Source organism: Vibrio sp. R12-SG2-ISO1 (assembly GCF_059834045.1).
Map to the genome: position 1 here is coordinate 1 of NZ_JCBDGO010000025.1, position 25,714 is coordinate 25,714.

Annotated in this window: 8 protein-coding genes; 2 read left to right on the top strand and 6 right to left on the bottom strand. The window is 48.2% G+C overall.

What is annotated here, in order from left to right; all coding sequences use genetic code 11:
- The first annotated feature begins 16 nt into the window (after nt 1–16).
- Nucleotides 17–19,504, top strand: coding sequence for a cadherin-like domain-containing protein (locus tag AC6R10_RS17010; RefSeq protein WP_500673011.1), 19,488 nt, complete (start codon nt 17–19; stop codon nt 19,502–19,504).
- 56 nt (nt 19,505–19,560) lie between these two features.
- On the opposite strand, the gene AC6R10_RS17015 is transcribed toward AC6R10_RS17010, so the two are convergent.
- Nucleotides 19,561–20,754 (bottom strand): class I SAM-dependent methyltransferase, encoded by a 1,194-nt coding sequence (locus AC6R10_RS17015; RefSeq protein ID WP_500657321.1) that lies wholly within the window; start codon nt 20,752–20,754, stop codon nt 19,561–19,563.
- Nucleotides 20,755–20,922: 168 nt separating this feature from the next.
- On the opposite strand from AC6R10_RS17015, the gene yccX reads away from it, so the two are divergent.
- Complete coding sequence (gene yccX, locus AC6R10_RS17020; RefSeq protein WP_500673012.1) at nt 20,923–21,195, top strand: acylphosphatase; 273 nt, start codon at nt 20,923–20,925, stop codon at nt 21,193–21,195.
- Between the two features lie 31 nt (nt 21,196–21,226).
- Here the strand turns inward: yccX and AC6R10_RS17025 are convergent, their stop codons facing one another.
- The 5 genes from AC6R10_RS17025 to AC6R10_RS17045 form a co-directional block, all read right to left on the bottom strand.
- Nucleotides 21,227–21,556, bottom strand: coding sequence for a TusE/DsrC/DsvC family sulfur relay protein (locus AC6R10_RS17025; protein WP_500628153.1), 330 nt, complete (start codon nt 21,554–21,556; stop codon nt 21,227–21,229).
- 142 nt (nt 21,557–21,698) lie between these two features.
- A complete protein-coding gene (locus AC6R10_RS17030) occupies nt 21,699–22,361 on the bottom strand; it encodes a Bax inhibitor-1/YccA family protein (protein WP_334555402.1) in 663 nt (220 codons plus the stop codon).
- A gap of 204 nt (nt 22,362–22,565) precedes the next feature.
- Nucleotides 22,566–23,315 carry an amino acid ABC transporter ATP-binding protein gene (locus AC6R10_RS17035; RefSeq protein WP_500626443.1) on the bottom strand — a complete coding sequence of 250 codons (750 nt, stop codon included), beginning with the start codon at nt 23,313–23,315 and terminating at the stop codon, nt 22,566–22,568.
- A gap of 22 nt (nt 23,316–23,337) precedes the next feature.
- A complete protein-coding gene (locus tag AC6R10_RS17040; RefSeq protein ID WP_334555400.1) occupies nt 23,338–24,435 on the bottom strand; it encodes an amino acid ABC transporter permease in 1,098 nt (365 codons plus the stop codon).
- Between the two features lies 1 nt (nt 24,436).
- A complete protein-coding gene (locus AC6R10_RS17045; protein WP_500673013.1) occupies nt 24,437–25,642 on the bottom strand; it encodes an amino acid ABC transporter permease in 1,206 nt (401 codons plus the stop codon).
- Nucleotides 25,643–25,714 lie beyond the last annotated feature (72 nt).

Sequence of the window (25,714 nt, forward strand, 5' to 3'; positions counted from 1 at the left end):
GTTGACGGTTGCTGATTTGTCGGCAAGCGAAGATGGCGCCAGTGTAACTGGAACGCCAAGCTTTGAGGATTTGGATGTCAATGACACGCACACATTCACGGTGTCGGACATGGCAGCGGGTCAGGGTACAGTGTCGATTAATGAAACGACAGGCCAGTACACGTACAGCCCAGGCACTGACTTCCAGTCTCTAGCCGAGGGTGAAACGACCCAAGTCAGTTTCGATGTGACCGTGACCGATAACCATGGCGGCTCAGATACTAAGACCGTTACAGTCACCATCACGGGGACCAATGACGATCCTGTGTTGACGGTTGCTGATTTGTCGGCAAGCGAAGATGGCGCCAGTGTAACTGGAACGCCAAGCTTTGAGGATTTGGATGTCAATGACACGCACACATTCACGGTGTCGGACATGGCAGCGGGTCAGGGTACAGTGTCGATTAATGAAACGACAGGCCAGTACACGTACAGCCCAGGCACTGACTTCCAGTCTCTAGCCGAGGGTGAAACGACTCAAGTCAGTTTCGATGTGACCGTGACCGATAACCATGGCGGCTCAGATACTAAGACCGTTACAGTCACCATCACGGGGACCAATGACGATCCTGTGTTGACGGTTGCTGATTTGTCGGCAAGCGAAGATGGCGCCAGTGTAACTGGAACGCCAAGCTTTGAGGATTTGGATGTCAATGACACGCACACATTCACGGTGTCGGACATGGCAGCGGGTCAGGGTACAGTGTCGATTAATGAAACGACAGGCCAGTACACGTACAGCCCAGGCACTGACTTCCAGTCTCTAGCCGAGGGTGAAACGACCCAAGTCAGTTTCGATGTGACCGTGACCGATAACCATGGCGGCTCAGATACTAAGACCGTTACAGTCACCATCACGGGGACCAATGACGATCCTGTGTTGACGGTTGCTGATTTGTCGGCAAGCGAAGATGGCGCCAGTGTAACTGGAACGCCAAGCTTTGAGGATTTGGATGTCAATGACACGCACACATTCACGGTGTCGGACATGGCAGCGGGTCAGGGTACAGTGTCGATTAATGAAACGACAGGCCAGTACACGTACAGCCCAGGCACTGACTTCCAGTCTCTAGCCGAGGGTGAAACGACCCAAGTCAGTTTCGATGTGACCGTGACCGATAACCATGGCGGCTCAGATACTAAGACCGTTACAGTCACCATCACGGGGACCAATGACGATCCTGTGTTGACGGTTGCTGATTTGTCGGCAAGCGAAGATGGCGCCAGTGTAACTGGAACGCCAAGCTTTGAGGATTTGGATGTCAATGACACGCACACATTCACGGTGTCGGACATGGCAGCGGGTCAGGGTACAGTGTCGATTAATGAAACGACAGGCCAGTACACGTACAACCCAGGCACTGACTTCCAGTCTCTAGCCGAGGGTGAAACGACTCAAGTCAGTTTCGATGTGACCGTGACCGATAACCATGGCGGCTCAGATACTAAGACCGTTACAGTCACCATCACGGGGACCAATGACGATCCTGTGTTGACGGTTGCTGATTTGTCGGCAAGCGAAGATGGCGCCAGTGTAACTGGAACGCCAAGCTTTGAGGATTTGGATGTCAATGACACGCACACATTCACGGTGTCGGACATGGCAGCGGGTCAGGGTACAGTGTCGATTAATGAAACGACAGGCCAGTACACGTACAACCCAGGCACTGACTTCCAGTCTCTAGCCGAGGGTGAAACGACTCAAGTCAGTTTCGATGTGACCGTGACCGATAACCATGGCGGCTCAGATACTAAGACCGTTACAGTCACCATCACGGGGACCAATGACGATCCTGTGTTGACGGTTGCTGATTTGTCGGCAAGCGAAGATGGCGCCAGTGTAACTGGAACGCCAAGCTTTGAGGATTTGGATGTCAATGACACGCACACATTCACGGTGTCGGACATGGCAGCGGGTCAGGGTACAGTGTCGATTAATGAAACGACAGGCCAGTACACGTACAACCCAGGCACTGACTTCCAGTCTCTAGCCGAGGGTGAAACGACCCAAGTCAGTTTCGATGTGACCGTGACCGATAACCATGGCGGCTCAGATACTAAGACCGTTACAGTCACCATCACGGGGACCAATGACGATCCTGTGTTGACGGTTGCTGATTTGTCGGCAAGCGAAGATGGCGCCAGTGTAACTGGAACGCCAAGCTTTGAGGATTTGGATGTCAATGACACGCACACATTCACGGTGTCGGACATGGCAGCGGGTCAGGGTACAGTGTCGATTAATGAAACGACAGGCCAGTACACGTACAACCCAGGCACTGACTTCCAGTCTCTAGCCGAGGGTGAAACGACTCAAGTCAGTTTCGATGTGACCGTGACCGATAACCATGGCGGCTCAGATACTAAGACCGTTACAGTCACCATCACGGGGACCAATGACGATCCTGTGTTGACGGTTGCTGATTTGTCGGCAAGCGAAGATGGCGCCAGTGTAACTGGAACGCCAAGCTTTGAGGATTTGGATGTCAATGACACGCACACATTCACGGTGTCGGACATGGCAGCGGGTCAGGGTACAGTGTCGATTAATGAAACGACAGGCCAGTACACGTACAACCCAGGCACTGACTTCCAGTCTCTAGCCGAGGGTGAAACGACTCAAGTCAGTTTCGATGTGACCGTGACCGATAACCATGGCGGCTCAGATACTAAGACCGTTACAGTCACCATCACGGGGACCAATGACGATCCTGTGTTGACGGTTGCTGATTTGTCGGCAAGCGAAGATGGCGCCAGTGTAACTGGAACGCCAAGCTTTGAGGATTTGGATGTCAATGACACGCACACATTCACGGTGTCGGACATGGCAGCGGGTCAGGGTACAGTGTCGATTAATGAAACGACAGGCCAGTACACGTACAGCCCAGGCACTGACTTCCAGTCTCTAGCCGAGGGTGAAACGACTCAAGTCAGTTTCGATGTGACCGTGACCGATAACCATGGCGGCTCAGATACTAAGACCGTTACAGTCACCATCACGGGGACCAATGACGATCCTGTGTTGACGGTTGCTGATTTGTCGGCAAGCGAAGATGGCGCCAGTGTAACTGGAACGCCAAGCTTTGAGGATTTGGATGTCAATGACACGCACACATTCACGGTGTCGGACATGGCAGCGGGTCAGGGTACAGTGTCGATTAATGAAACGACAGGCCAGTACACGTACAGCCCAGGCACTGACTTCCAGTCTCTAGCCGAGGGTGAAACGACCCAAGTCAGTTTCGATGTGACCGTGACCGATAACCATGGCGGCTCAGATACTAAGACCGTTACAGTCACCATCACGGGGACCAATGACGATCCTGTGTTGACGGTTGCTGATTTGTCGGCAAGCGAAGATGGCGCCAGTGTAACTGGAACGCCAAGCTTTGAGGATTTGGATGTCAATGACACGCACACATTCACGGTGTCGGACATGGCAGCGGGTCAGGGTACAGTGTCGATTAATGAAACGACAGGCCAGTACACGTACAGCCCAGGCACTGACTTCCAGTCTCTAGCCGAGGGTGAAACGACTCAAGTCAGTTTCGATGTGACCGTGACCGATAACCATGGCGGCTCAGATACTAAGACCGTTACAGTCACCATCACGGGGACCAATGACGATCCTGTGTTGACGGTTGCTGATTTGTCGGCAAGCGAAGATGGCGCCAGTGTAACTGGAACGCCAAGCTTTGAGGATTTGGATGTCAATGACACGCACACATTCACGGTGTCGGACATGGCAGCGGGTCAGGGTACAGTGTCGATTAATGAAACGACAGGCCAGTACACGTACAGCCCAGGCACTGACTTCCAGTCTCTAGCCGAGGGTGAAACGACTCAAGTCAGTTTCGATGTGACCGTGACCGATAACCATGGCGGCTCAGATACTAAGACCGTTACAGTCACCATCACGGGGACCAATGACGATCCTGTGTTGACGGTTGCTGATTTGTCGGCAAGCGAAGATGGCGCCAGTGTAACTGGAACGCCAAGCTTTGAGGATTTGGATGTCAATGACACGCACACATTCACGGTGTCGGACATGGCAGCGGGTCAGGGTACAGTGTCGATTAATGAAACGACAGGCCAGTACACGTACAGCCCAGGCACTGACTTCCAGTCTCTAGCCGAGGGTGAAACGACCCAAGTCAGTTTCGATGTGACCGTGACCGATAACCATGGCGGCTCAGATACTAAGACCGTTACAGTCACCATCACGGGGACCAATGACGATCCTGTGTTGACGGTTGCTGATTTGTCGGCAAGCGAAGATGGCGCCAGTGTAACTGGAACGCCAAGCTTTGAGGATTTGGATGTCAATGACACGCACACATTCACGGTGTCGGACATGGCAGCGGGTCAGGGTACAGTGTCGATTAATGAAACGACAGGCCAGTACACGTACAGCCCAGGCACTGACTTCCAGTCTCTAGCCGAGGGTGAAACGACCCAAGTCAGTTTCGATGTGACCGTGACCGATAACCATGGCGGCTCAGATACTAAGACCGTTACAGTCACCATCACGGGGACCAATGACGATCCTGTGTTGACGGTTGCTGATTTGTCGGCAAGCGAAGATGGCGCCAGTGTAACTGGAACGCCAAGCTTTGAGGATTTGGATGTCAATGACACGCACACATTCACGGTGTCGGACATGGCAGCGGGTCAGGGTACAGTGTCGATTAATGAAACGACAGGCCAGTACACGTACAACCCAGGCACTGACTTCCAGTCTCTAGCCGAGGGTGAAACGACCCAAGTCAGTTTCGATGTGACCGTGACCGATAACCATGGCGGCTCAGATACTAAGACCGTTACAGTCACCATCACGGGGACCAATGACGATCCTGTGTTGACGGTTGCTGATTTGTCGGCAAGCGAAGATGGCGCCAGTGTAACTGGAACGCCAAGCTTTGAGGATTTGGATGTCAATGACACGCACACATTCACGGTGTCGGACATGGCAGCGGGTCAGGGTACAGTGTCGATTAATGAAACGACAGGCCAGTACACGTACAGCCCAGGCACTGATTTCCAGTCTCTAGCCGAGGGTGAAACGACCCAAGTCAGTTTCGATGTGACCGTGACCGATAACCATGGCGGCTCAGATACTAAGACCGTTACAGTCACCATCACGGGGACCAATGACGATCCTGTGTTGACGGTTGCTGATTTGTCGGCAAGCGAAGATGGCGCCAGTGTAACTGGAACGCCAAGCTTTGAGGATTTGGATGTCAATGACACGCACACATTCACGGTGTCGGACATGGCAGCGGGTCAGGGTACAGTGTCGATTAATGAAACGACAGGCCAGTACACGTACAGCCCAGGCACTGACTTCCAGTCTCTAGCCGAGGGTGAAACGACTCAAGTCAGTTTCGATGTGACCGTGACCGATAACCATGGCGGCTCAGATACTAAGACCGTTACAGTCACCATCACGGGGACCAATGACGATCCTGTGTTGACGGTTGCTGATTTGTCGGCAAGCGAAGATGGCGCCAGTGTAACTGGAACGCCAAGCTTTGAGGATTTGGATGTCAATGACACGCACATATTCACGGTGTCGGACATGGCAGCGGGTCAGGGTACAGTGTCGATTAATGAAACGACAGGCCAGTACACGTACAACCCAGGCACTGACTTCCAGTCTCTAGCCGAGGGTGAAACGACCCAAGTCAGTTTCGATGTGACCGTGACCGATAACCATGGCGGCTCAGATACTAAGACCGTTACAGTCACCATCACGGGGACCAATGACGATCCTGTGTTGACGGTTGCTGATTTGTCGGCAAGCGAAGATGGCGCCAGTGTAACTGGAACGCCAAGCTTTGAGGATTTGGATGTCAATGACACGCACATATTCACGGTGTCGGACATGGCAGCGGGTCAGGGTACAGTGTCGATTAATGAAACGACAGGCCAGTACACGTACAACCCAGGCACTGACTTCCAGTCTCTAGCCGAGGGTGAAACGACTCAAGTCAGTTTCGATGTGACCGTGACCGATAACCATGGCGGCTCAGATACTAAGACCGTTACAGTCACCATCACGGGGACCAATGACGATCCTGTGTTGACGGTTGCTGATTTGTCGGCAAGCGAAGATGGCGCCAGTGTAACTGGAACGCCAAGCTTTGAGGATTTGGATGTCAATGACACGCACACATTCACGGTGTCGGACATGGCAGCGGGTCAGGGTACAGTGTCGATTAATGAAACGACAGGCCAGTACACGTACAGCCCAGGCACTGACTTCCAGTCTCTAGCCGAGGGTGAAACGACCCAAGTCAGTTTCGATGTGACCGTGACCGATAACCATGGCGGCTCAGATACTAAGACCGTTACAGTCACCATCACGGGGACCAATGACGATCCTGTGTTGACGGTTGCTGATTTGTCGGCAAGCGAAGATGGCGCCAGTGTAACTGGAACGCCAAGCTTTGAGGATTTGGATGTCAATGACACGCACACATTCACGGTGTCGGACATGGCAGCGGGTCAGGGTACAGTGTCGATTAATGAAACGACAGGCCAGTACACGTACAACCCAGGCACTGACTTCCAGTCTCTAGCCGAGGGTGAAACGACTCAAGTCAGTTTCGATGTGACCGTGACCGATAACCATGGCGGCTCAGATACTAAGACCGTTACAGTCACCATCACGGGGACCAATGACGATCCTGTGTTGACGGTTGCTGATTTGTCGGCAAGCGAAGATGGCGCCAGTGTAACTGGAACGCCAAGCTTTGAGGATTTGGATGTCAATGACACGCACACATTCACGGTGTCGGACATGGCAGCGGGTCAGGGTACAGTGTCGATTAATGAAACGACAGGCCAGTACACGTACAGCCCAGGCACTGACTTCCAGTCTCTAGCCGAGGGTGAAACGACTCAAGTCAGTTTCGATGTGACCGTGACCGATAACCATGGCGGCTCAGATACTAAGACCGTTACAGTCACCATCACGGGGACCAATGACGATCCTGTGTTGACGGTTGCTGATTTGTCGGCAAGCGAAGATGGCGCCAGTGTAACTGGAACGCCAAGCTTTGAGGATTTGGATGTCAATGACACGCACACATTCACGGTGTCGGACATGGCAGCGGGTCAGGGTACAGTGTCGATTAATGAAACGACAGGCCAGTACACGTACAACCCAGGCACTGACTTCCAGTCTCTAGCCGAGGGTGAAACGACCCAAGTCAGTTTCGATGTGACCGTGACCGATAACCATGGCGGCTCAGATACTAAGACCGTTACAGTCACCATCACGGGGACCAATGACGATCCTGTGTTGACGGTTGCTGATTTGTCGGCAAGCGAAGATGGCGCCAGTGTAACTGGAACGCCAAGCTTTGAGGATTTGGATGTCAATGACACGCACACATTCACGGTGTCGGACATGGCAGCGGGTCAGGGTACAGTGTCGATTAATGAAACGACAGGCCAGTACACGTACAGCCCAGGCACTGACTTCCAGTCTCTAGCCGAGGGTGAAACGACTCAAGTCAGTTTCGATGTGACCGTGACCGATAACCATGGCGGCTCAGATACTAAGACCGTTACAGTCACCATCACGGGGACCAATGACGATCCTGTGTTGACGGTTGCTGATTTGTCGGCAAGCGAAGATGGCGCCAGTGTAACTGGAACGCCAAGCTTTGAGGATTTGGATGTCAATGACACGCACACATTCACGGTGTCGGACATGGCAGCGGGTCAGGGTACAGTGTCGATTAATGAAACGACAGGCCAGTACACGTACAGCCCAGGCACTGACTTCCAGTCTCTAGCCGAGGGTGAAACGACTCAAGTCAGTTTCGATGTGACCGTGACCGATAACCATGGCGGCTCAGATACTAAGACCGTTACAGTCACCATCACGGGGACCAATGACGATCCTGTGTTGACGGTTGCTGATTTGTCGGCAAGCGAAGATGGCGCCAGTGTAACTGGAACGCCAAGCTTTGAGGATTTGGATGTCAATGACACGCACACATTCACGGTGTCGGACATGGCAGCGGGTCAGGGTACAGTGTCGATTAATGAAACGACAGGCCAGTACACGTACAGCCCAGGCACTGACTTCCAGTCTCTAGCCGAGGGTGAAACGACTCAAGTCAGTTTCGATGTGACCGTGACCGATAACCATGGCGGCTCAGATACTAAGACCGTTACAGTCACCATCACGGGGACCAATGACGATCCTGTGTTGACGGTTGCTGATTTGTCGGCAAGCGAAGATGGCGCCAGTGTAACTGGAACGCCAAGCTTTGAGGATTTGGATGTCAATGACACGCACACATTCACGGTGTCGGACATGGCAGCGGGTCAGGGTACAGTGTCGATTAATGAAACGACAGGCCAGTACACGTACAGCCCAGGCACTGACTTCCAGTCTCTAGCCGAGGGTGAAACGACCCAAGTCAGTTTCGATGTGACCGTGACCGATAACCATGGCGGCTCAGATACTAAGACCGTTACAGTCACCATCACGGGGACCAATGACGATCCTGTGTTGACGGTTGCTGATTTGTCGGCAAGCGAAGATGGCGCCAGTGTAACTGGAACGCCAAGCTTTGAGGATTTGGATGTCAATGACACGCACACATTCACGGTGTCGGACATGGCAGCGGGTCAGGGTACAGTGTCGATTAATGAAACGACAGGCCAGTACACGTACAGCCCAGGCACTGACTTCCAGTCTCTAGCCGAGGGTGAAACGACTCAAGTCAGTTTCGATGTGACCGTGACCGATAACCATGGCGGCTCAGATACTAAGACCGTTACAGTCACCATCACGGGGACCAATGACGATCCTGTGTTGACGGTTGCTGATTTGTCGGCAAGCGAAGATGGCGCCAGTGTAACTGGAACGCCAAGCTTTGAGGATTTGGATGTCAATGACACGCACACATTCACGGTGTCGGACATGGCAGCGGGTCAGGGTACAGTGTCGATTAATGAAACGACAGGCCAGTACACGTACAACCCAGGCACTGACTTCCAGTCTCTAGCCGAGGGTGAAACGACCCAAGTCAGTTTCGATGTGACCGTGACCGATAACCATGGCGGCTCAGATACTAAGACCGTTACAGTCACCATCACGGGGACCAATGACGATCCTGTGTTGACGGTTGCTGATTTGTCGGCAAGCGAAGATGGCGCCAGTGTAACTGGAACGCCAAGCTTTGAGGATTTGGATGTCAATGACACGCACACATTCACGGTGTCGGACATGGCAGCGGGTCAGGGTACAGTGTCGATTAATGAAACGACAGGCCAGTACACGTACAACCCAGGCACTGACTTCCAGTCTCTAGCCGAGGGTGAAACGACCCAAGTCAGTTTCGATGTGACCGTGACCGATAACCATGGCGGCTCAGATACTAAGACCGTTACAGTCACCATCACGGGGACCAATGACGATCCTGTGTTGACGGTTGCTGATTTGTCGGCAAGCGAAGATGGCGCCAGTGTAACTGGAACGCCAAGCTTTGAGGATTTGGATGTCAATGACACGCACACATTCACGGTGTCGGACATGGCAGCGGGTCAGGGTACAGTGTCGATTAATGAAACGACAGGCCAGTACACGTACAGCCCAGGCACTGACTTCCAGTCTCTAGCCGAGGGTGAAACGACCCAAGTCAGTTTCGATGTGACCGTGACCGATAACCATGGCGGCTCAGATACTAAGACCGTTACAGTCACCATCACGGGGACCAATGACGATCCTGTGTTGACGGTTGCTGATTTGTCGGCAAGCGAAGATGGCGCCAGTGTAACTGGAACGCCAAGCTTTGAGGATTTGGATGTCAATGACACGCACACATTCACGGTGTCGGACATGGCAGCGGGTCAGGGTACAGTGTCGATTAATGAAACGACAGGCCAGTACACGTACAGCCCAGGCACTGACTTCCAGTCTCTAGCCGAGGGTGAAACGACCCAAGTCAGTTTCGATGTGACCGTGACCGATAACCATGGCGGCTCAGATACTAAGACCGTTACAGTCACCATCACGGGGACCAATGACGATCCTGTGTTGACGGTTGCTGATTTGTCGGCAAGCGAAGATGGCGCCAGTGTAACTGGAACGCCAAGCTTTGAGGATTTGGATGTCAATGACACGCACACATTCACGGTGTCGGACATGGCAGCGGGTCAGGGTACAGTGTCGATTAATGAAACGACAGGCCAGTACACGTACAGCCCAGGCACTGACTTCCAGTCTCTAGCCGAGGGTGAAACGACCCAAGTCAGTTTCGATGTGACCGTGACCGATAACCATGGCGGCTCAGATACTAAGACCGTTACAGTCACCATCACGGGGACCAATGACGATCCTGTGTTGACGGTTGCTGATTTGTCGGCAAGCGAAGATGGCGCCAGTGTAACTGGAACGCCAAGCTTTGAGGATTTGGATGTCAATGACACGCACACATTCACGGTGTCGGACATGGCAGCGGGTCAGGGTACAGTGTCGATTAATGAAACGACAGGTCAGTACACGTACAGCCCAGGCACTGACTTCCAGTCTCTAGCCGAGGGTGAAACGACTCAAGTCAGTTTCGATGTGACCGTGACCGATAACCATGGCGGCTCAGATACTAAGACCGTTACAGTCACCATCACGGGGACCAATGACGTACCAATAGCTGTCGATGACTATGGCAAAGGCCTCATATTCCATGAATCGTTCGAAGAAAGTGGTTTAGTAAACGGTAAATGGGATACGTTTGCTGATTACAACGGATGGACAATTACTAACTCAGATGGCGATAAAGCAGAGTTAGAGATCCAAACTGGCAACGTTGGCGGCTCTTCCGCGTCGGATGGTAATGCTCATGCGGAGCTTGATGGTCATGAGCTAGTGAGTATTTCAAGAGATTTAGACACTAAAGAAGGCTCTACACATACGGTCACATTTGATTATAAACCGCGACCAAACTATGAAGGAGACAGTGGCCTTACCGCGACGTTTGGTGATACCACTGTCGTTGTTGTCTCGGATCCAAACGGGAATATTGTTGTTACTTCTGGTAATGGCGTTCAAGTCGAGGGTCTCATTGTTACACAAGATCCAAGTAATGGTTGGTATACCATAGCCTTTGATGAAACTGTGTCTGACTCTACTACCACTCTGTCTTTTACTGGCACGGGTAGTGACAATACCTTCGGTGCATACATCGATAATATCTCGGTAGAAAACACCTCTGGTTACCAAACTCAAGAAGACACAGAAATTCGCTTTACGCCATCAGAGCTGCTCGCTAATGATACCGATCCAGATGGTGATGAGCTGTCTATTGTAGATGTCGTAAGTAGAGTCGATGGAAACGGTACAGTTGATCTCATTGATGGCGAGATAGTTTTCACTCCAAATAAAGACTTTAATGGGGTGGCAAGTTACGACTATGTTATCGCGGATCCTAGTGGCGAAAGATCTACAGCAACGGTATTTATCAATGTCACTCCTGTTAACGATCCACCAGTTGCTAATAACGACGGCCATACTCTTGGCGATAACCTCATTGTTAATGGCAGCTTTGAAGACTTTACCAGCAGCAACAGCGCACCTAGTTGGGGCGATAGAGCAAGTAGCCTAGACGGTTGGGTTTTTAATACCAACTCAGGTAGCTTAGACTTGGTTGACGATAGTTATAATCGAGTAGAGACCGACCTTGACCACTTCATCGATATGGAAGGTGAAGGAAGTAGAGGTGACAATGTTACATTGTCTCAGACCGTTGAAGGTGTTGAAGAAGGTAAACCTTACCAAATCTCACTCGACATTGCGGCTAAAGGGAACAACCACACTGCGCAATTGCAAGTAGTCTGGAATGGCGTTGTTATTGCAACTATCACGCCTGACGGTAATTCGATGGAAACGCATACCTTTGAGGTGACTGGTGCGTTAGGTGACAACACGATAAGCTTCGTCGAAGTTGGTGGTAAAGGCGATAACAGTGGCACTTACCTTGATAATATCAAGCTTCAGGAAATTCTTGTCGATCTAACAACAGACGAGGATACAACTCTTGAGATTCCACATTCTCAACTTCTTGTTAACGATTTTGATATCGATGGTGATGATATAGCAATTACATCGGTTTCGATTACGGATCCTAGTCACGGTAAGGTTGAAATTGTTGACGGCAAGGTGGTTTTTGAACCCGCTGAAAACTTTAATGGTGTAACGACATTTGAATACGAAATTTCTGATCGCAAAGGTGGCACAGATACTGCCATCGTTGCCATTAATGTAAAACCAATTAATGATGCACCTGAGTTCGTTGATGATAAAGAACTACCATTGGGTGACGATGAAACGATCAGCACTTCTACCAAAGAAGATGCCTCCGTATCGGGCAAAGTAAAAGCGACTGATGCTGATGGGGATGACCTTACCTACACCGCTGACAAACCAAGCAACGGTGAAGTGGACATTGATGCTGATGGCAATTGGACTTACACACCAGATCCAGAGTTTGATGGTAAAGACTCATTTGTGATTACCGTCTCAGATGGCAATGGTGGTACAGACACTATCACTGTAAATGTAGATGTTTTACCTGTTGCTGAGCTGACAGTGTCGGCAGGCCAACCAGTGACTGAAGGTGATGAGTCCTACTTATCATTCGAAATTAATCTAGATGAGCTTGTTTCTGAGAATGTCGGTCTTGATCTTACCCTTGGCGCCACAGGCGATACGGCGACAAAAGGTATTGATTACGAAGATAAGATTTATGTAAAAGACGGAAATGATTATAAAGCTCTAACAGCCGATGAGCTTGCTGCTCTTGTTATCGAACAAGGAAAAGATAGTATCGAAGTGTTCGTCAAAGTGATTGACGATAGTCTTCTAGAAGGAGAAGAGACCGTTACCCTTAAAGTGTCTTCTAGCAGTGAGTACGTTGAAGTACCAGGAAATGATTCAGCTGAAGCGAAGATTATTGATGAGACAGTCACCACACAAAAAGATACAGTTACGGTTACCTTAGAAGGCCCAAGTACGGTAACGGAAGGTGACATTACGACACCATTTACCATTACTCTAAGTGAAGCGGTACCTGAGAAGAGTGTGATTACTCTTGAATACTCTTACACCAATGCCGATAACCAGGATATTGTTGAAGTCATTGAAGTTGAAATCGCTGCTGGTTCGAAAACTGCCAACTTTACTATTGAGACAGTACAAGATAACGAGTACGAACAAGGCCAACAGTTCAATGTTAGTGTCGTATCGGTAAAACATGATGATAAAGATGTTTTTGAGCAGCTAGACACTGCATCTGCGAACAGAGATGTCGTAATTGATGATAGCAAAGACAACCCACCTGAGTCGGAAGACTTCTCTATCAACGTGGGTGAGTCCGGCACGGCTAGAGTTATTTTCAATGATGGCAATGGCAGCATTGAAGGCGATGGTTCAGACCATATCTCTGACAATGAAGACGACAATGATAACAATGCGGCTACAAGCGTTGGTGTTGTTATTACTGAGCTACCCGATCACGGTGTATTAAAATACGGTGATGATGTCATTACCAAGGATGACCTAGCCGTTTTTGACGAAAACGGTAACTTAGTCAAAGAAGGTAAGGTGTTTGAAGATCCTAACTTGATTGAGTACATCCGCAGCGAAAACAGTGAGGGGTTCCTACTTGGCGTTAAAGACGAGCAAGATGTCGATAGTCATTCGCCTTCTACAAACAACTTCCACAATTGGGGTGAAGCAACAGATGATCCTTCGGTTCGTAAGCTCACGCTTGCCGATGGTGATGTGATAACCGTTACAGGAAGTAAACAAGGGAACGGTGATAACAACCTTGTACAATACAACCAAAACGCAAACCATGTCGGTTACGGAATCGGTGTTGGTCAAGGTAATGGCATTCAGAAAGGTGAGACTGTTTCGATTAACTTTGATAGCCGCCCTGCCGACCGCATTACTCTTGGCTTAGATGGCCTTGGTAGCTACTTCGATAAGGACCTAAATAACGGCAATGAATCGAAAGTGACGATTCTGGTGACTTGGGTGGATGCTGATAACAACGTCCACAATTCCCCATTTGAGTACCAAAAAGACACCAGTGGCAATACAGACTTGTTCCACGAAGTGACTATACCTTCAGACTCTTTCATGCTGCCAGATGGAGCGATGATCCAATCTGTTGATTTGTCTACCGAGGGCAAAGGAAACTGGGAACTTCGTTATATTGATACTCGCTCTGATGATTCGTTTGATTATCGAGCAATAGACTCCGACAAAAACTACAGTGAAGAGTCAACGGTTACGATCAACAATGTCCCAGATGCGAATGATGATCCGCAAACATACACTGTTCAGTTAGGGACATTCGCAGAAGATCGCGCCACCTGGAATTTGGAGGGGGTTACTGTTTCTGGTTATGTTGGCAAGTCTGGTGACTTCAGCCAGAATGCAAACACAAGTAAAGAACTGACCGTAACCGATGGTTATGAGTTAGGAGTAGAAGGCAGTATTAACGGTGGTCCAGCTGCTCAGTTGCAGTACAACCGTGCAACTGGCGAGTCTGAGAAGATAGCTATTAGTCTTCCTAAACCAGCCACAAGCTTCTCCTTTGCAGTATCACACCTTGTCTCAGGTGAAGGTGCCGCTGGTGAGCAAGGTATGTGGACTGCCTACCTAGACGGTAAGCCCGTTCAAAGTGGTGTGTTCAGTCTTGAGTCCGGGCATGAAGGCACCTTCAACGTTGACTTAGGTGATGTTGCGTTTGATACAGTAGTCTTTGAAGCGACTGACTTTGTCGAGGGCGAAGCAAAACAAACTGATTCATCGGACTACTTCCTAGTCGGTTTCGAAGCAACTGGCACAGGCGCTTACGCTGTTAATCAAAGCGAGGGCGAAATTCGTATTCCAATTTCAGAGATTCTATCTAACGATATAGACTTGGATGGTGATGAGCTCAAAATCACTGGATTTGGAGACCAGAAAGCCTATATCGATGGTGATTATGTTGTCTTTGACTTTGATGATACTTTCAGTGGTAAAGAGACATTTGAATACACCATTTCTGATGGTAATGGCGGCACAGATACGGCAAACATTACGATAATCGTTAATCCAGACGTACCAGCCGTAAGTGTTGGATCTATCGATGTTGATGCTAACCAAGTCAACGAGGGTGAGTCACTTAGCTTCACCGTGAACTTATCTAACAGCTCTACTATTTCTCAGTTGTTAGCAGTTAAGTTTGGTGTTGATCCTACCCAAGAAGGCAATGCGGGCAATCAAGATGTTGATTTAAGCAAAGCAACTTTTACTAACGGTGTCACTTACAACGCCTACACTGGTGAACTGTTTGTACCACCGAATGTAGACTCTTTTAAGATTGTTATACCAACTGTACTAGATGGTGATCTTGAGCCGACAGAAATCTATAACATAGAGGTTGGCGGAGTACCAGTATCTGGGACTATTTTGAATGATAATCCTCCGGAAGTAGACCTAAACGGTATTCAATACCAGATAGACATGGTTTCTGAAAGTGCTAGCCATAGTAACGTTTTTGGTTACTACATCTGGGACAGCAACACCGGAACAGCTGAGCTCAACGTTCTTATTGGCAATACCAACAGTGTTGCAGATAAGCAGGCACTAGCGCTACTTAACTCTCTAGATAATGTAGAGTTTTTCCTACTGTCCGACGGAGCTGGCGCCATTGAACCAAGTGATGTGTTGACGGTTGATGCAGACGGTAAGCTGTTTATCAACGGCAGTGAAAGTGGCCAAACGGCGTACTTTAGCCATGTTGATGCACATAAATTACAGTTCCAGATTTCTGAGGATAAGTCGGAAATTAAGATTGAAGATTTGCCAGTTAACAGTGGTGATAAAGACTACAACGACTTAGTTATCGCTATCCGTCCAATCAATGATGGTATTGATTACTCAACCACCTACATTGAAGGAAAAAGTGCGGTCACTGTTGCCGATGTTGATGCTGACATTTTTGATGACCACAATCTTATCTCTTCAATATCAATTCGGCTCACTAACGGCAAAGCTGGAGACCAACTCGATGATTCGTTAGTAGATAGAAGTAAGTTCTCTGTCACTAATGACCCTATGAGTGGCTTACTCCTCATTACTGAGCTAAACGGCGGCTCTTTAGCAGCAGATGAGTTTGAAGCGGCACTTAAAGCCATTACATTCAGCAATACCAGTGATGACCCAGACAACACAGATCGCGTTATTGAAGTAACAGTAACGGATGATAAAGGTCAGTTGTCAGCAGTCGCAGAAACGACAATCAAAGTCATTGATTACAATCCTGATGGTACCTTGGACAATCAAGTAGAGGGAGCAGAGGACGCAGTATTACTATTGTCACTAAATGACTTTGGTATCCAGTCGGGCGATGGACTAAAAATTACGTCTTCACCGAATAATGTCTTCTTTAAGAATGTAGGTACTAGTTACGAGCCTGACTGGCAACCAATCAGCAGTAGCCAAGTAACCAGCGCGCTTATTGAATCCGGCATCATCGGTTTCAAAGCGCTTGAGCACGAGTCTGGCTTTAATGGCTTTAATGACACTCTAGTTGGCAACACGCATGGTGATTACGCTCGCGTTGGGTTTGAAGTGACGATAGATGGTCAAACGAGTAGCCATACGCTTACGGTTGAAATCACTCCAGTGGCAGATGCTCCGATAGTCACCATCACGTTGGATGATATCAGACAATCTAATGCCTTATTTCCTTACCCCACAGATAAAGACTCTATATTGGAGTTACATGCGAGCGGCAAGCTACTGAATGTTAATGGAGATATATTCCAAGGCACGCATGACCAAGATAACGGTTTCCTCGAAGCAAGTAATAGGGACAGTAACTTGTTTATTGCGCAGGACAAGTACCCTGGCGCTCCTGGAACTCCAGAACAACCTCTCGCTGTACATTATACCGGCAATTACAAAGGCTCGGATGTCTTCATCGGTGGTAGTTTAGACGATACGTTTAAAGGAGCCAACTCTGACTCAGACCACACATTTAATGATCACCTAGGTTATGACGATAATGGTGAGGAAATCAGAGCTATTGATACTGTTATTTACGAAGGCTCAATTTCTGATTTCACAATTACATATGAGCAAGTGGAAGGGGGCAATCGATTTAGAGTTATCAACACTAATGGTACTGAGACAAGCTTACCTAGTGAAACTGGGGCTGGAGATACGCTTTACTTTATTGAACAAGTAATTTTTAGCGATGGCATTGTTAAGTTAGATAATGAGAATGGTACAGCAACTGTTGTTAAGAGTAGTATGATGCCTTTAACAATTGACGTTGAATTGCAGGACAAAGATGGTTCTGAGCACCTAGTTGATAACCGAGTCGAAATCGCAGGTATACCAGTCGGTGTGGAATTGTATGTTGGAGGCGTTAAAGTTGACCCAGTGTTAGAAAACAATGGTTTACAGACGTTCAACATTACCGTCGACCTTAACAAGGACAATAACTTCAGTACAACCATCGATACTACTCAATTAAAAGTTACTCCTAACTATACGGGTAGCTTGGACTTTACGGTGACAGCTTGTGCCGTAGCTCAAGATCACAATGGCAGCCAAGCTACTGGGTCCGACTCTGAGTTTGCTACTTTTGCCACGGATAAATTCATTGTAGACAACTCGTCAGAACAACAGTTACTCGGCTATAGTGCTGATGATGTAATCATTGGTGATGTTGGTGGGATAGATATAACTATTACGCCAGCGAAGAATTACAACATTGCGATCTTGGCTGATGTTTCAGGCAGCATGAAGGAAGGCTTTGATGGCAGTACTCGACTTGGTGTTATGAAAGCGGCGTTGATGAGCTTTGTTGAAGGGTTGGATACGCATTCAGGCGCGATTAACATTGCCCTTATCGGCTTTTCTTCTTCAGCAAGTGCCGCTGTTAGTATTTCTGACATTCAAGATAACAATTGGAGTGCGTTAGAGGCGGCAATAAATCTTTTGTCTGCTGATGGCGCGACTAACTACGAAGCGGCATTTGATTCAGCGAAAAACTGGTTTGATAGTTTGGGTGATTCGAGTACTGATGCAGACAATCTAACCTTGTTTGTCACCGACGGTAAGCCGACTACCTATACCGGTGATTCAAGCATCTCTGGTGGAAGAACTGACGACGAAGATCTAAGTAAAGCGATCACTGCCTACAACGAACTTACAGCGATCAGTAAAGTAAAGGCGATTGGTATCGCGACTGATAGTAGTGAAACACATATTCTTCGTATGTTTGACAACACTAATATCGTTGACTCGGATTATGCTGACATCCGTCAAGTTTCTTCTATAGTGGAACAAACTATAGATATCGTTGTGAGTGGAAAAGATGACCCTAAAACTGTCACAGGAAATGAATTTAATATCGGTATCAATCAGTCTGCCTCTTTGGTGCTTGATTTTTCTATTACAGAGCAATTAGGAAAGAATGACACCTTCCTATGGAATATTGAAAAGCTAGCTGGAGATCAATGGGAAACAAGCGTTGAACCATTTAGTAGTACAAGTGATATGTCGATTGAGATAATTGACGCTGGAACATACAGACTAGCTTTATATCTGGACAACGGAAGCAGCGGGCGCGGTGAGTTGGATGGCGTTAAGTTGGATGCGACCATTTCTATTTTTGAAAGCACTCAAGTACCACTAGGTCAAGTAGAAGTAGTAACCTCCGGAGATCAACTCGTAGCAGTGCTAGAAGGAGAAATCTCGTACATCACTTATAGAGAGATGGATAGTGATCATATTCTTGGTGGTCGGGGTGATGACATCATCTCTGGCGATGCGATTAACACTGATTACTTACCTTGGGAGGATGTCGGCAGTCCAGCTGAGAAAAGTCTAGGTTTAGATGGACTGAAACAATTCTTGACGCTGAGAAATGGTTTTGAGCCAAGCGATGAAGAGTTACATCAATTTGTCGTTGAAAACCATGACACGTTTAAGCTATTTGAAGAAACACTTGATGATACCAATAGTGTACTTGGACAAAGCGATACGCTTGACGGTGGGATGGGTAGCGATATTCTATATGGACAAGGTGGAGACGACACTCTCATTGGCAGATTAGGTGACGACATCCTTACAGGGGGGGAAGGAGCTGATATCTTCAAGTGGGTTGACGGCGACCTAGACGGTTCAGTCGATGTGATTAAAGACTTCAGCAAAGATGAAGGTGACAAGATTGATCTTTCCGAGTTGTTTGAAGGTGATGATAGATCTGTCGACGATATTATTAGCCAGTATGTAAAAGTGGAAGACACCGATGCGGATGACAATCATGCAGAGATAGTCGTTACGAAAGGCGATGATAGAGTGACGATAGAGCTTGAAGGATGGAATAGTGCAGACTTGACCGATCAGCTTAAAGACATTCTGATTATCAAGGACTAAAGGTAAAAGAGCCGACCTCAATGGTCGGCTCTGCTTTTAGAAACAATGTTAAATCTTCAAAGCACCTTACACGCAAACCCTTTCAGGTAGAAACCTTCTGGATAAGCGCTATCAGTAGGGTGGTCCGCCGCTTGCTCAAAACGTTCAACAAACTTCACTTGGCGGCCGGAATCGATAGCGGCGTCAGCAATGACTTTCTGAAATAACTCACCACTCATAAGGCCTGAACAGGAGTAGGTGAGCAGTGTGCCGCCAGGCTTTAAAATTTGCATCGCGAGCATGTTGATGTCTTTGTAGCCATTCGCGCCGGAGGTTAAATTGTTCTTGCTTGAGACAAACTTTGGCGGGTCCATGATGATGACATCAAATTGAGTGCCTTGATCTCGGTATTCACGCAATAGCTTGAACACGTCTGCATTAAGAAATACCGCGCGCTTTTTTGAAATATCAAATTCGTTCAGCTCGGCGTTGTACTTCGCCGTGTCTAATGCCAGTTGAGAAACATCTGCATTGATTACGCGTTTTGCGCCACCTTTGAGTGCATAGAGGCCAAAGCCACCAGTGTAGGAGAAACAGTTAAGGACTTCTTTGTCTTTAACGTATTTGGTGGCTTGCTGTCGGCTGTCACGCTGGTCGAGGTAGAAACCGGTTTTGTGGCCGTTAACAATGTCTACGCTGATTTTGACGCCGTTTTCTTCAATGACAACTGATGGTGGGGGTAACTCACCGTGAAGAACTCCGGTTGTTTCCTCTAATCCTTCTTTTTTACGCACCGCAACATCTGATCGCTCGTAGATATGGCAATCAGGAAAGACTTTAGTGAGCGCAGAGACAAGCACCGATTTCTGATATTCGGCACCGGCACTTAATAGCTGACAGACCAAATAGTTCTGGTACTTATCGATAGTAATGCCGGGTAAGCCATCAGATTCAGCCGCGATAAGGCGGTAACCCGTTAACCCGTCGCGTTCGATGGTATCTTGGCGAAGCAATTGTGCATCTTGAATACGCTTGACAAAAAAAGCGTGGTCAATGGGCTGTTGTTCAAAAGACCAAACTCGAGCACGAATTTGAGAATTTGGAGAATAGGCGGCTTTCGCCAACCATTGGCCATTTTGGGCATAGACATCCACCGTTTCACCGAGCTGGGGTTTGCCTTCGACTCTCTCAATACCGCGCGAGAAAATCCAAGGGTGCTTACGTTTTAGTGATTTATCACGGCCTTTCACAAGGTAAATCGCTGCTGTCATTACTGTGCTCATTAGTTTTGAAACAAAGGTCGGGTATTTTCGAGGATGTCACCGGGAAAATCAAATAAAACCCCTTCTATTGGATGTTTGCTGTTGGGAGCGAGCTCAATCCCAAATGGTTGACTTTGGTTCATACTGACGAGTAAGAGGCATTAAGAGGATGATATTATGGCGGTGCAATGCAAGCGGTTTATCGTATCGGGGACAGTTCAAGGGGTAGGTTTTCGCTATCACACCTCTTATCAAGGAATGACTCTAGGGCTAGCCGGCTACGCGAAGAATTTGAACAACGGTGATGTTGAAGTGGTCGTGTGTGGTGAGGAAGAGGCCATTGAACAGATGGCCTCTTGGCTATCGCACGGTCCCAAAACGTCACATGTGGAGTCACTGATTTCGGAACCGTTAACCTATCGAGACTTTAAAGGATTTGAAATTCTCTGATGCCATCCATGACTAAGTACTAAGCAGGTGGCTACAGGCATTTCGCAGGCTTAGGTAATCCGGCTAGTTTTGTCGCTTGTTTGGCTGGGCCTTGTTTAAACAGCTTAAACAGGTACTTACTGTTTCCTTTTTCTGGGCCATGTGCTTTTTCCATCGCTTTGACGAGCATTCTGACCGCAGGCGACGTATTAAACTCTTCATAGAAGTGACGTACAAATAAGATCACTTCAAGGTGAGCATCGGTCAGTTCTATTCCTTCCATTTCAGCCAAGGTGGGAATCATCGCTTCCTCCCACTCCGTATGGTCTTTGAGGTAACCTTGTGCGTCGGTCTCAATCGTTTTGCCCTTGTATTCGAACATCTTATTACCTTGCTGGATTCAAAACGGCTATAGGTTAGCGTAGCTTTGTGAAGGACACAATCCTAACGCTTAACGTGGCGGTCATAACAAAAAGCCCCAACATAATGTCGGGGCTCTAAACAATGTTGCTATTGCGAGACGATTAATCGTCGTTCATCACACCTAGAATGCTCAAAAGGCTGATGAAGAGGTTGTAGATAGAAACGTATAAGCTCACTGTCGCTGAGATGTAGTTTGTCTCACCACCACGAACGATTTGCTGAGTGGTTAGCAAAATCACACCAGTAGAGAAGAGGACAAACATACCGCTCATTGCGAGGTACAACATCGGCATTTGCAGGAAGATGTTCGCCACCATGCCGATAAGCAAGACAACAAAGCCAGCCATAAGCACGCCACCTAGGAAAGAAAGGTCGCGTTTAGTAGTCAGTGCGTAAGCAGAAGCGCCAAGAAACGCCAGTGCAGTACCACCTAATGCGGTGACGATAACATCACCCATGCCTGCGCCAACATACGCGTTGAGAATCGGACCGAGTGTGTAACCTAGGAAGCCAGTGAATAGGAACGTAAATACCAAGCCCATGCTGTTGTTGCGGTTTTTCTCCGTTAGGAATAGTAGACCGTAGAAGCCGACCAGCATGATGATAAGACCAGGGCGAGGTAGATTCATCGCCATAGACACACCAGCCACGACCGCAGACCAAAGCAGGGTCATAGAAAGGAGTGCGTAGGTATTACGCAACACCTTGTTGGTTTGTAGAGCACTTTCTTGTGTTGAAGTGCGGGTAAACATAGGACTGTTCATAATCTTCCTCGTGAGGGTTTATGTTATATCTACATTTATGAGGTTGAATGAAGAAAAGATCAAGTGCAACCCAGAGTTGTAGTGAAATAAATAATATAAGAAATAAAAACTTAAGTGTTTTGAAAGATGTAACACAATATAACAAATAGAAGAAGAGGCGGACAGTGCCGCCTCTTGGTATTGCTTGGGTAAATGTTCAAGCTGTTAGTGGTGCAATATCTGCGCAAGGAAGTTCTGAGTTCGATCCGATTGCGGATTTTCAAAGAAATCAACAGGATTATTTTCTTCGATGATTTCACCGGCGTCCATAAAGATAACGCGATCGGCGACCTCTTTCGCGAAACCCATTTCGTGGGTGACACAAAGCATGGTCATCCCTTCACCTGCCAGTTCAACCATCACATCCAACACTTCTCGCACCATTTCTGGGTCGAGTGCCGACGTCGGTTCGTCAAACAGCATCACTTGCGGGCTCATACACAACGAGCGAGCAATCGCAACGCGCTGCTGCTGACCACCAGATAGCTGACCTGGGTATTTGTCCGCTTGATCAGGGATCTTCACGCGTTCAAGGTACTTCATCGCGACGGCTTCCGCTTCTTCTTTTGGCATCTTCTTAACCCAAATTGGTGCTAGTGTACAGTTTTCTAGCACAGTGAGGTGAGGGAAGAGGTTGAAGTGTTGAAAACACATGCCGACTTCGCGTCTAACTGCCTCAATGTTCTTGAGGTCTTCTGTCAGCTCGTTACCAGAAACGATGATTTGTCCTTTCTGGTGCTCTTCTAAGCGGTTAATACAGCGAATCATTGTGGACTTGCCAGAACCTGACGGGCCACAAATAACGATTTTCTCGCCTTTTTTGACATTAAGGTTGATGTTTTTCAGTACATGAAACTCACCATACCACTTGTTCATATCCTTAAGTTGGATCATGTAATCTTGTTGTTGCGTCATAATACGTCCTTGAGCTTATAAATTATCGTTTGTGACCGGTATGGAGTTTGTTCTCTAGCCAAATCGAATATCTCGACATGCCGAAACAAAATACCCAGAACACTAACGCGACAAAAACATAACTTTCCGTAGCAAAACCTAACCACTCAGGGTCGGTGTTTGCGGCTTGGCCAATACCGAGTACGTCAAACATACCGATAATCAAAACAAGACTGGTGTCTTTGAAGAGGCCAATAAAGGTGTTCACGATAGAAGGAATGGTGATCTTCAATGCCTGAGGCAAAATGATCAGTCCCATTTTCTTCCAGTAGCTTAAGCCAAGCGCATCCGCCGCTTCATACTGGCCTTTTGGAATGGCTTGCAAACCACCACGGATAACCTCGGCCATGTAGGCAGCACTAAACATCACTACACCAATCAAAGCGCGAAGCAGTTTGTCTGTCTCTGAGCCTTCCGACAGGAACAGTGGCAGCATTACCGACGCCATAAATAGAACAGTGATGAGTGGCACACCACGCCATACTTCGATGTAAACGGTACAGATGCTGCGAATAATCGGCATCTCTGAGCGTCTTCCGAGCGCAAGAGCAACACCAATCGGCAGCGAAACGACAATACCCACCAAAGCGATGATCAATGTGACCAGTAGTCCGCCCCATTTGTGTGTCTCAACGACTTCTAGGCCGAAGAATCCACCATACAGTAGACCTGCGATTAAAAACGGGTAGACGTTAACAAAGAACAGCCACAGCCAAGTACGTTTAGGTGTCTTCTCGTAGGCAAGCAATGCCGTAAACACCGCTAGCGTGAAGTAGAATAGGCGAGGACGCCAAAGCTCTTCTTGCGGGTAGAAACCATACATAAACTGTTCCCAGCGTACGCTGATAAATACCCAACACGCACCGTCTCGACTACAAGCGTCACGAGTTGTGCCAACCCAATCAGCGTTAATCAGTGCCCAATCGACGATGTTCCAGATCAAACTGAAGGCGACATAGGCAAGTATGACGGTAACCACGGAGTTGACCGGGCCGTTAAATAAGTTCTTACGCAGCCATCCCATCACACCCACAGTATTTGCCGGTGGCGGTAGGCTAGGTTGAAATTGATGTACTTTCATTCTATCTCTCCACCAAAGCGACTTTTTTGTTGTACAAGTTCATCAGTGCTGACGTGAGCAAGCTGAGAGTCAGGTATACGCCCATGGTCATCGCAATAATCTCAATCGCCTGACCAGTCTGGTTAAGTGTTGTGCCTGCAAATACCGAAACCAAATCAGGGTAACCAATCGCCATTGCGAGCGATGAGTTTTTAGTCAGGTTCAAGTATTGGCTTGTGAGCGGAGGAATAATGATACGCAGCGCCTGTGGAATGACGACGAGCTTCAATGTACGTGAGCGAGGTAAACCTAGCGACATGGCCGCTTCCGTCTGACCGTGGTTCACCGCGTTGATACCGGAACGTACGATTTCTGCAATAAAGGACGCGGTATAAATACTTAACGCAAGCAGAAGTGCTGCAAGTTCAGGGATGATGCTGATGCCACCACGGAAGTTAAAGCCCTTCAGTTCAGGGTATTCCGCGTGAATAGGAGAACCCATCACAAAGTAGGCCACAACGGGTAACGCAACGATTAACCCTAACGCGATTCGCCCAACTGGGGTTTGCTGTCCGGTGAGCTTTTGTTTGTTTTTTGCCCAGATGGCAACAAGTAGCGTCGCGACTACGCCGAACACAAAGGCAGCGACCACGACAGATGACCCTTCACCAAAAATAGGTGCAGGGAAATACAGGCCGCGAACGTTGAGGAAAATGGCTTCCCCTAAACTGAGACTCTGGCGCGCTGAAGGCAGTGCTTGCAGAACGGCGAAATACCAAAAGAAAATTTGCAGTAACAGGGGAACGTTACGGAAGATTTCGATATAGACCGCGGCAAGACGACTGACCAACCAGTTGTTGGAAAGACGCGCAACACCCATGACAAAGCCAATCACAGTCGCAAGAATGATCCCTAAGAAAGAGACCAATGCCGTGTTCAGTAAGCCGACCAAAAAGGTCCTTCCATAAGAGAAGGTTTCATCATATTCAACAAGGGTGAGGCCAATCCCAAAGCCCGCTTCTTGTCCGAGGAAGTCAAAACCAGTGGCAATGCCCCTAGCTTCGAGGTTCGTTAAGGCATTATTGACTATTGTGTAAAAGAAAAAGACCAGAGCGGCTATCGCAATGATTTGGAAGACGACCGATCGAAAAGTGGGATTGTAGAGAAGGTTTGCGTTGGAAGCAGGCGCACTACCTGCATTACCGGCAACAGTATTAGTAGGTTTCATACAGCTATAACCTCAAATCCATTTTTAATAAAAGGGCGGGGAGACCGCCCTTTCTTTGTTTGTTGTTATGTA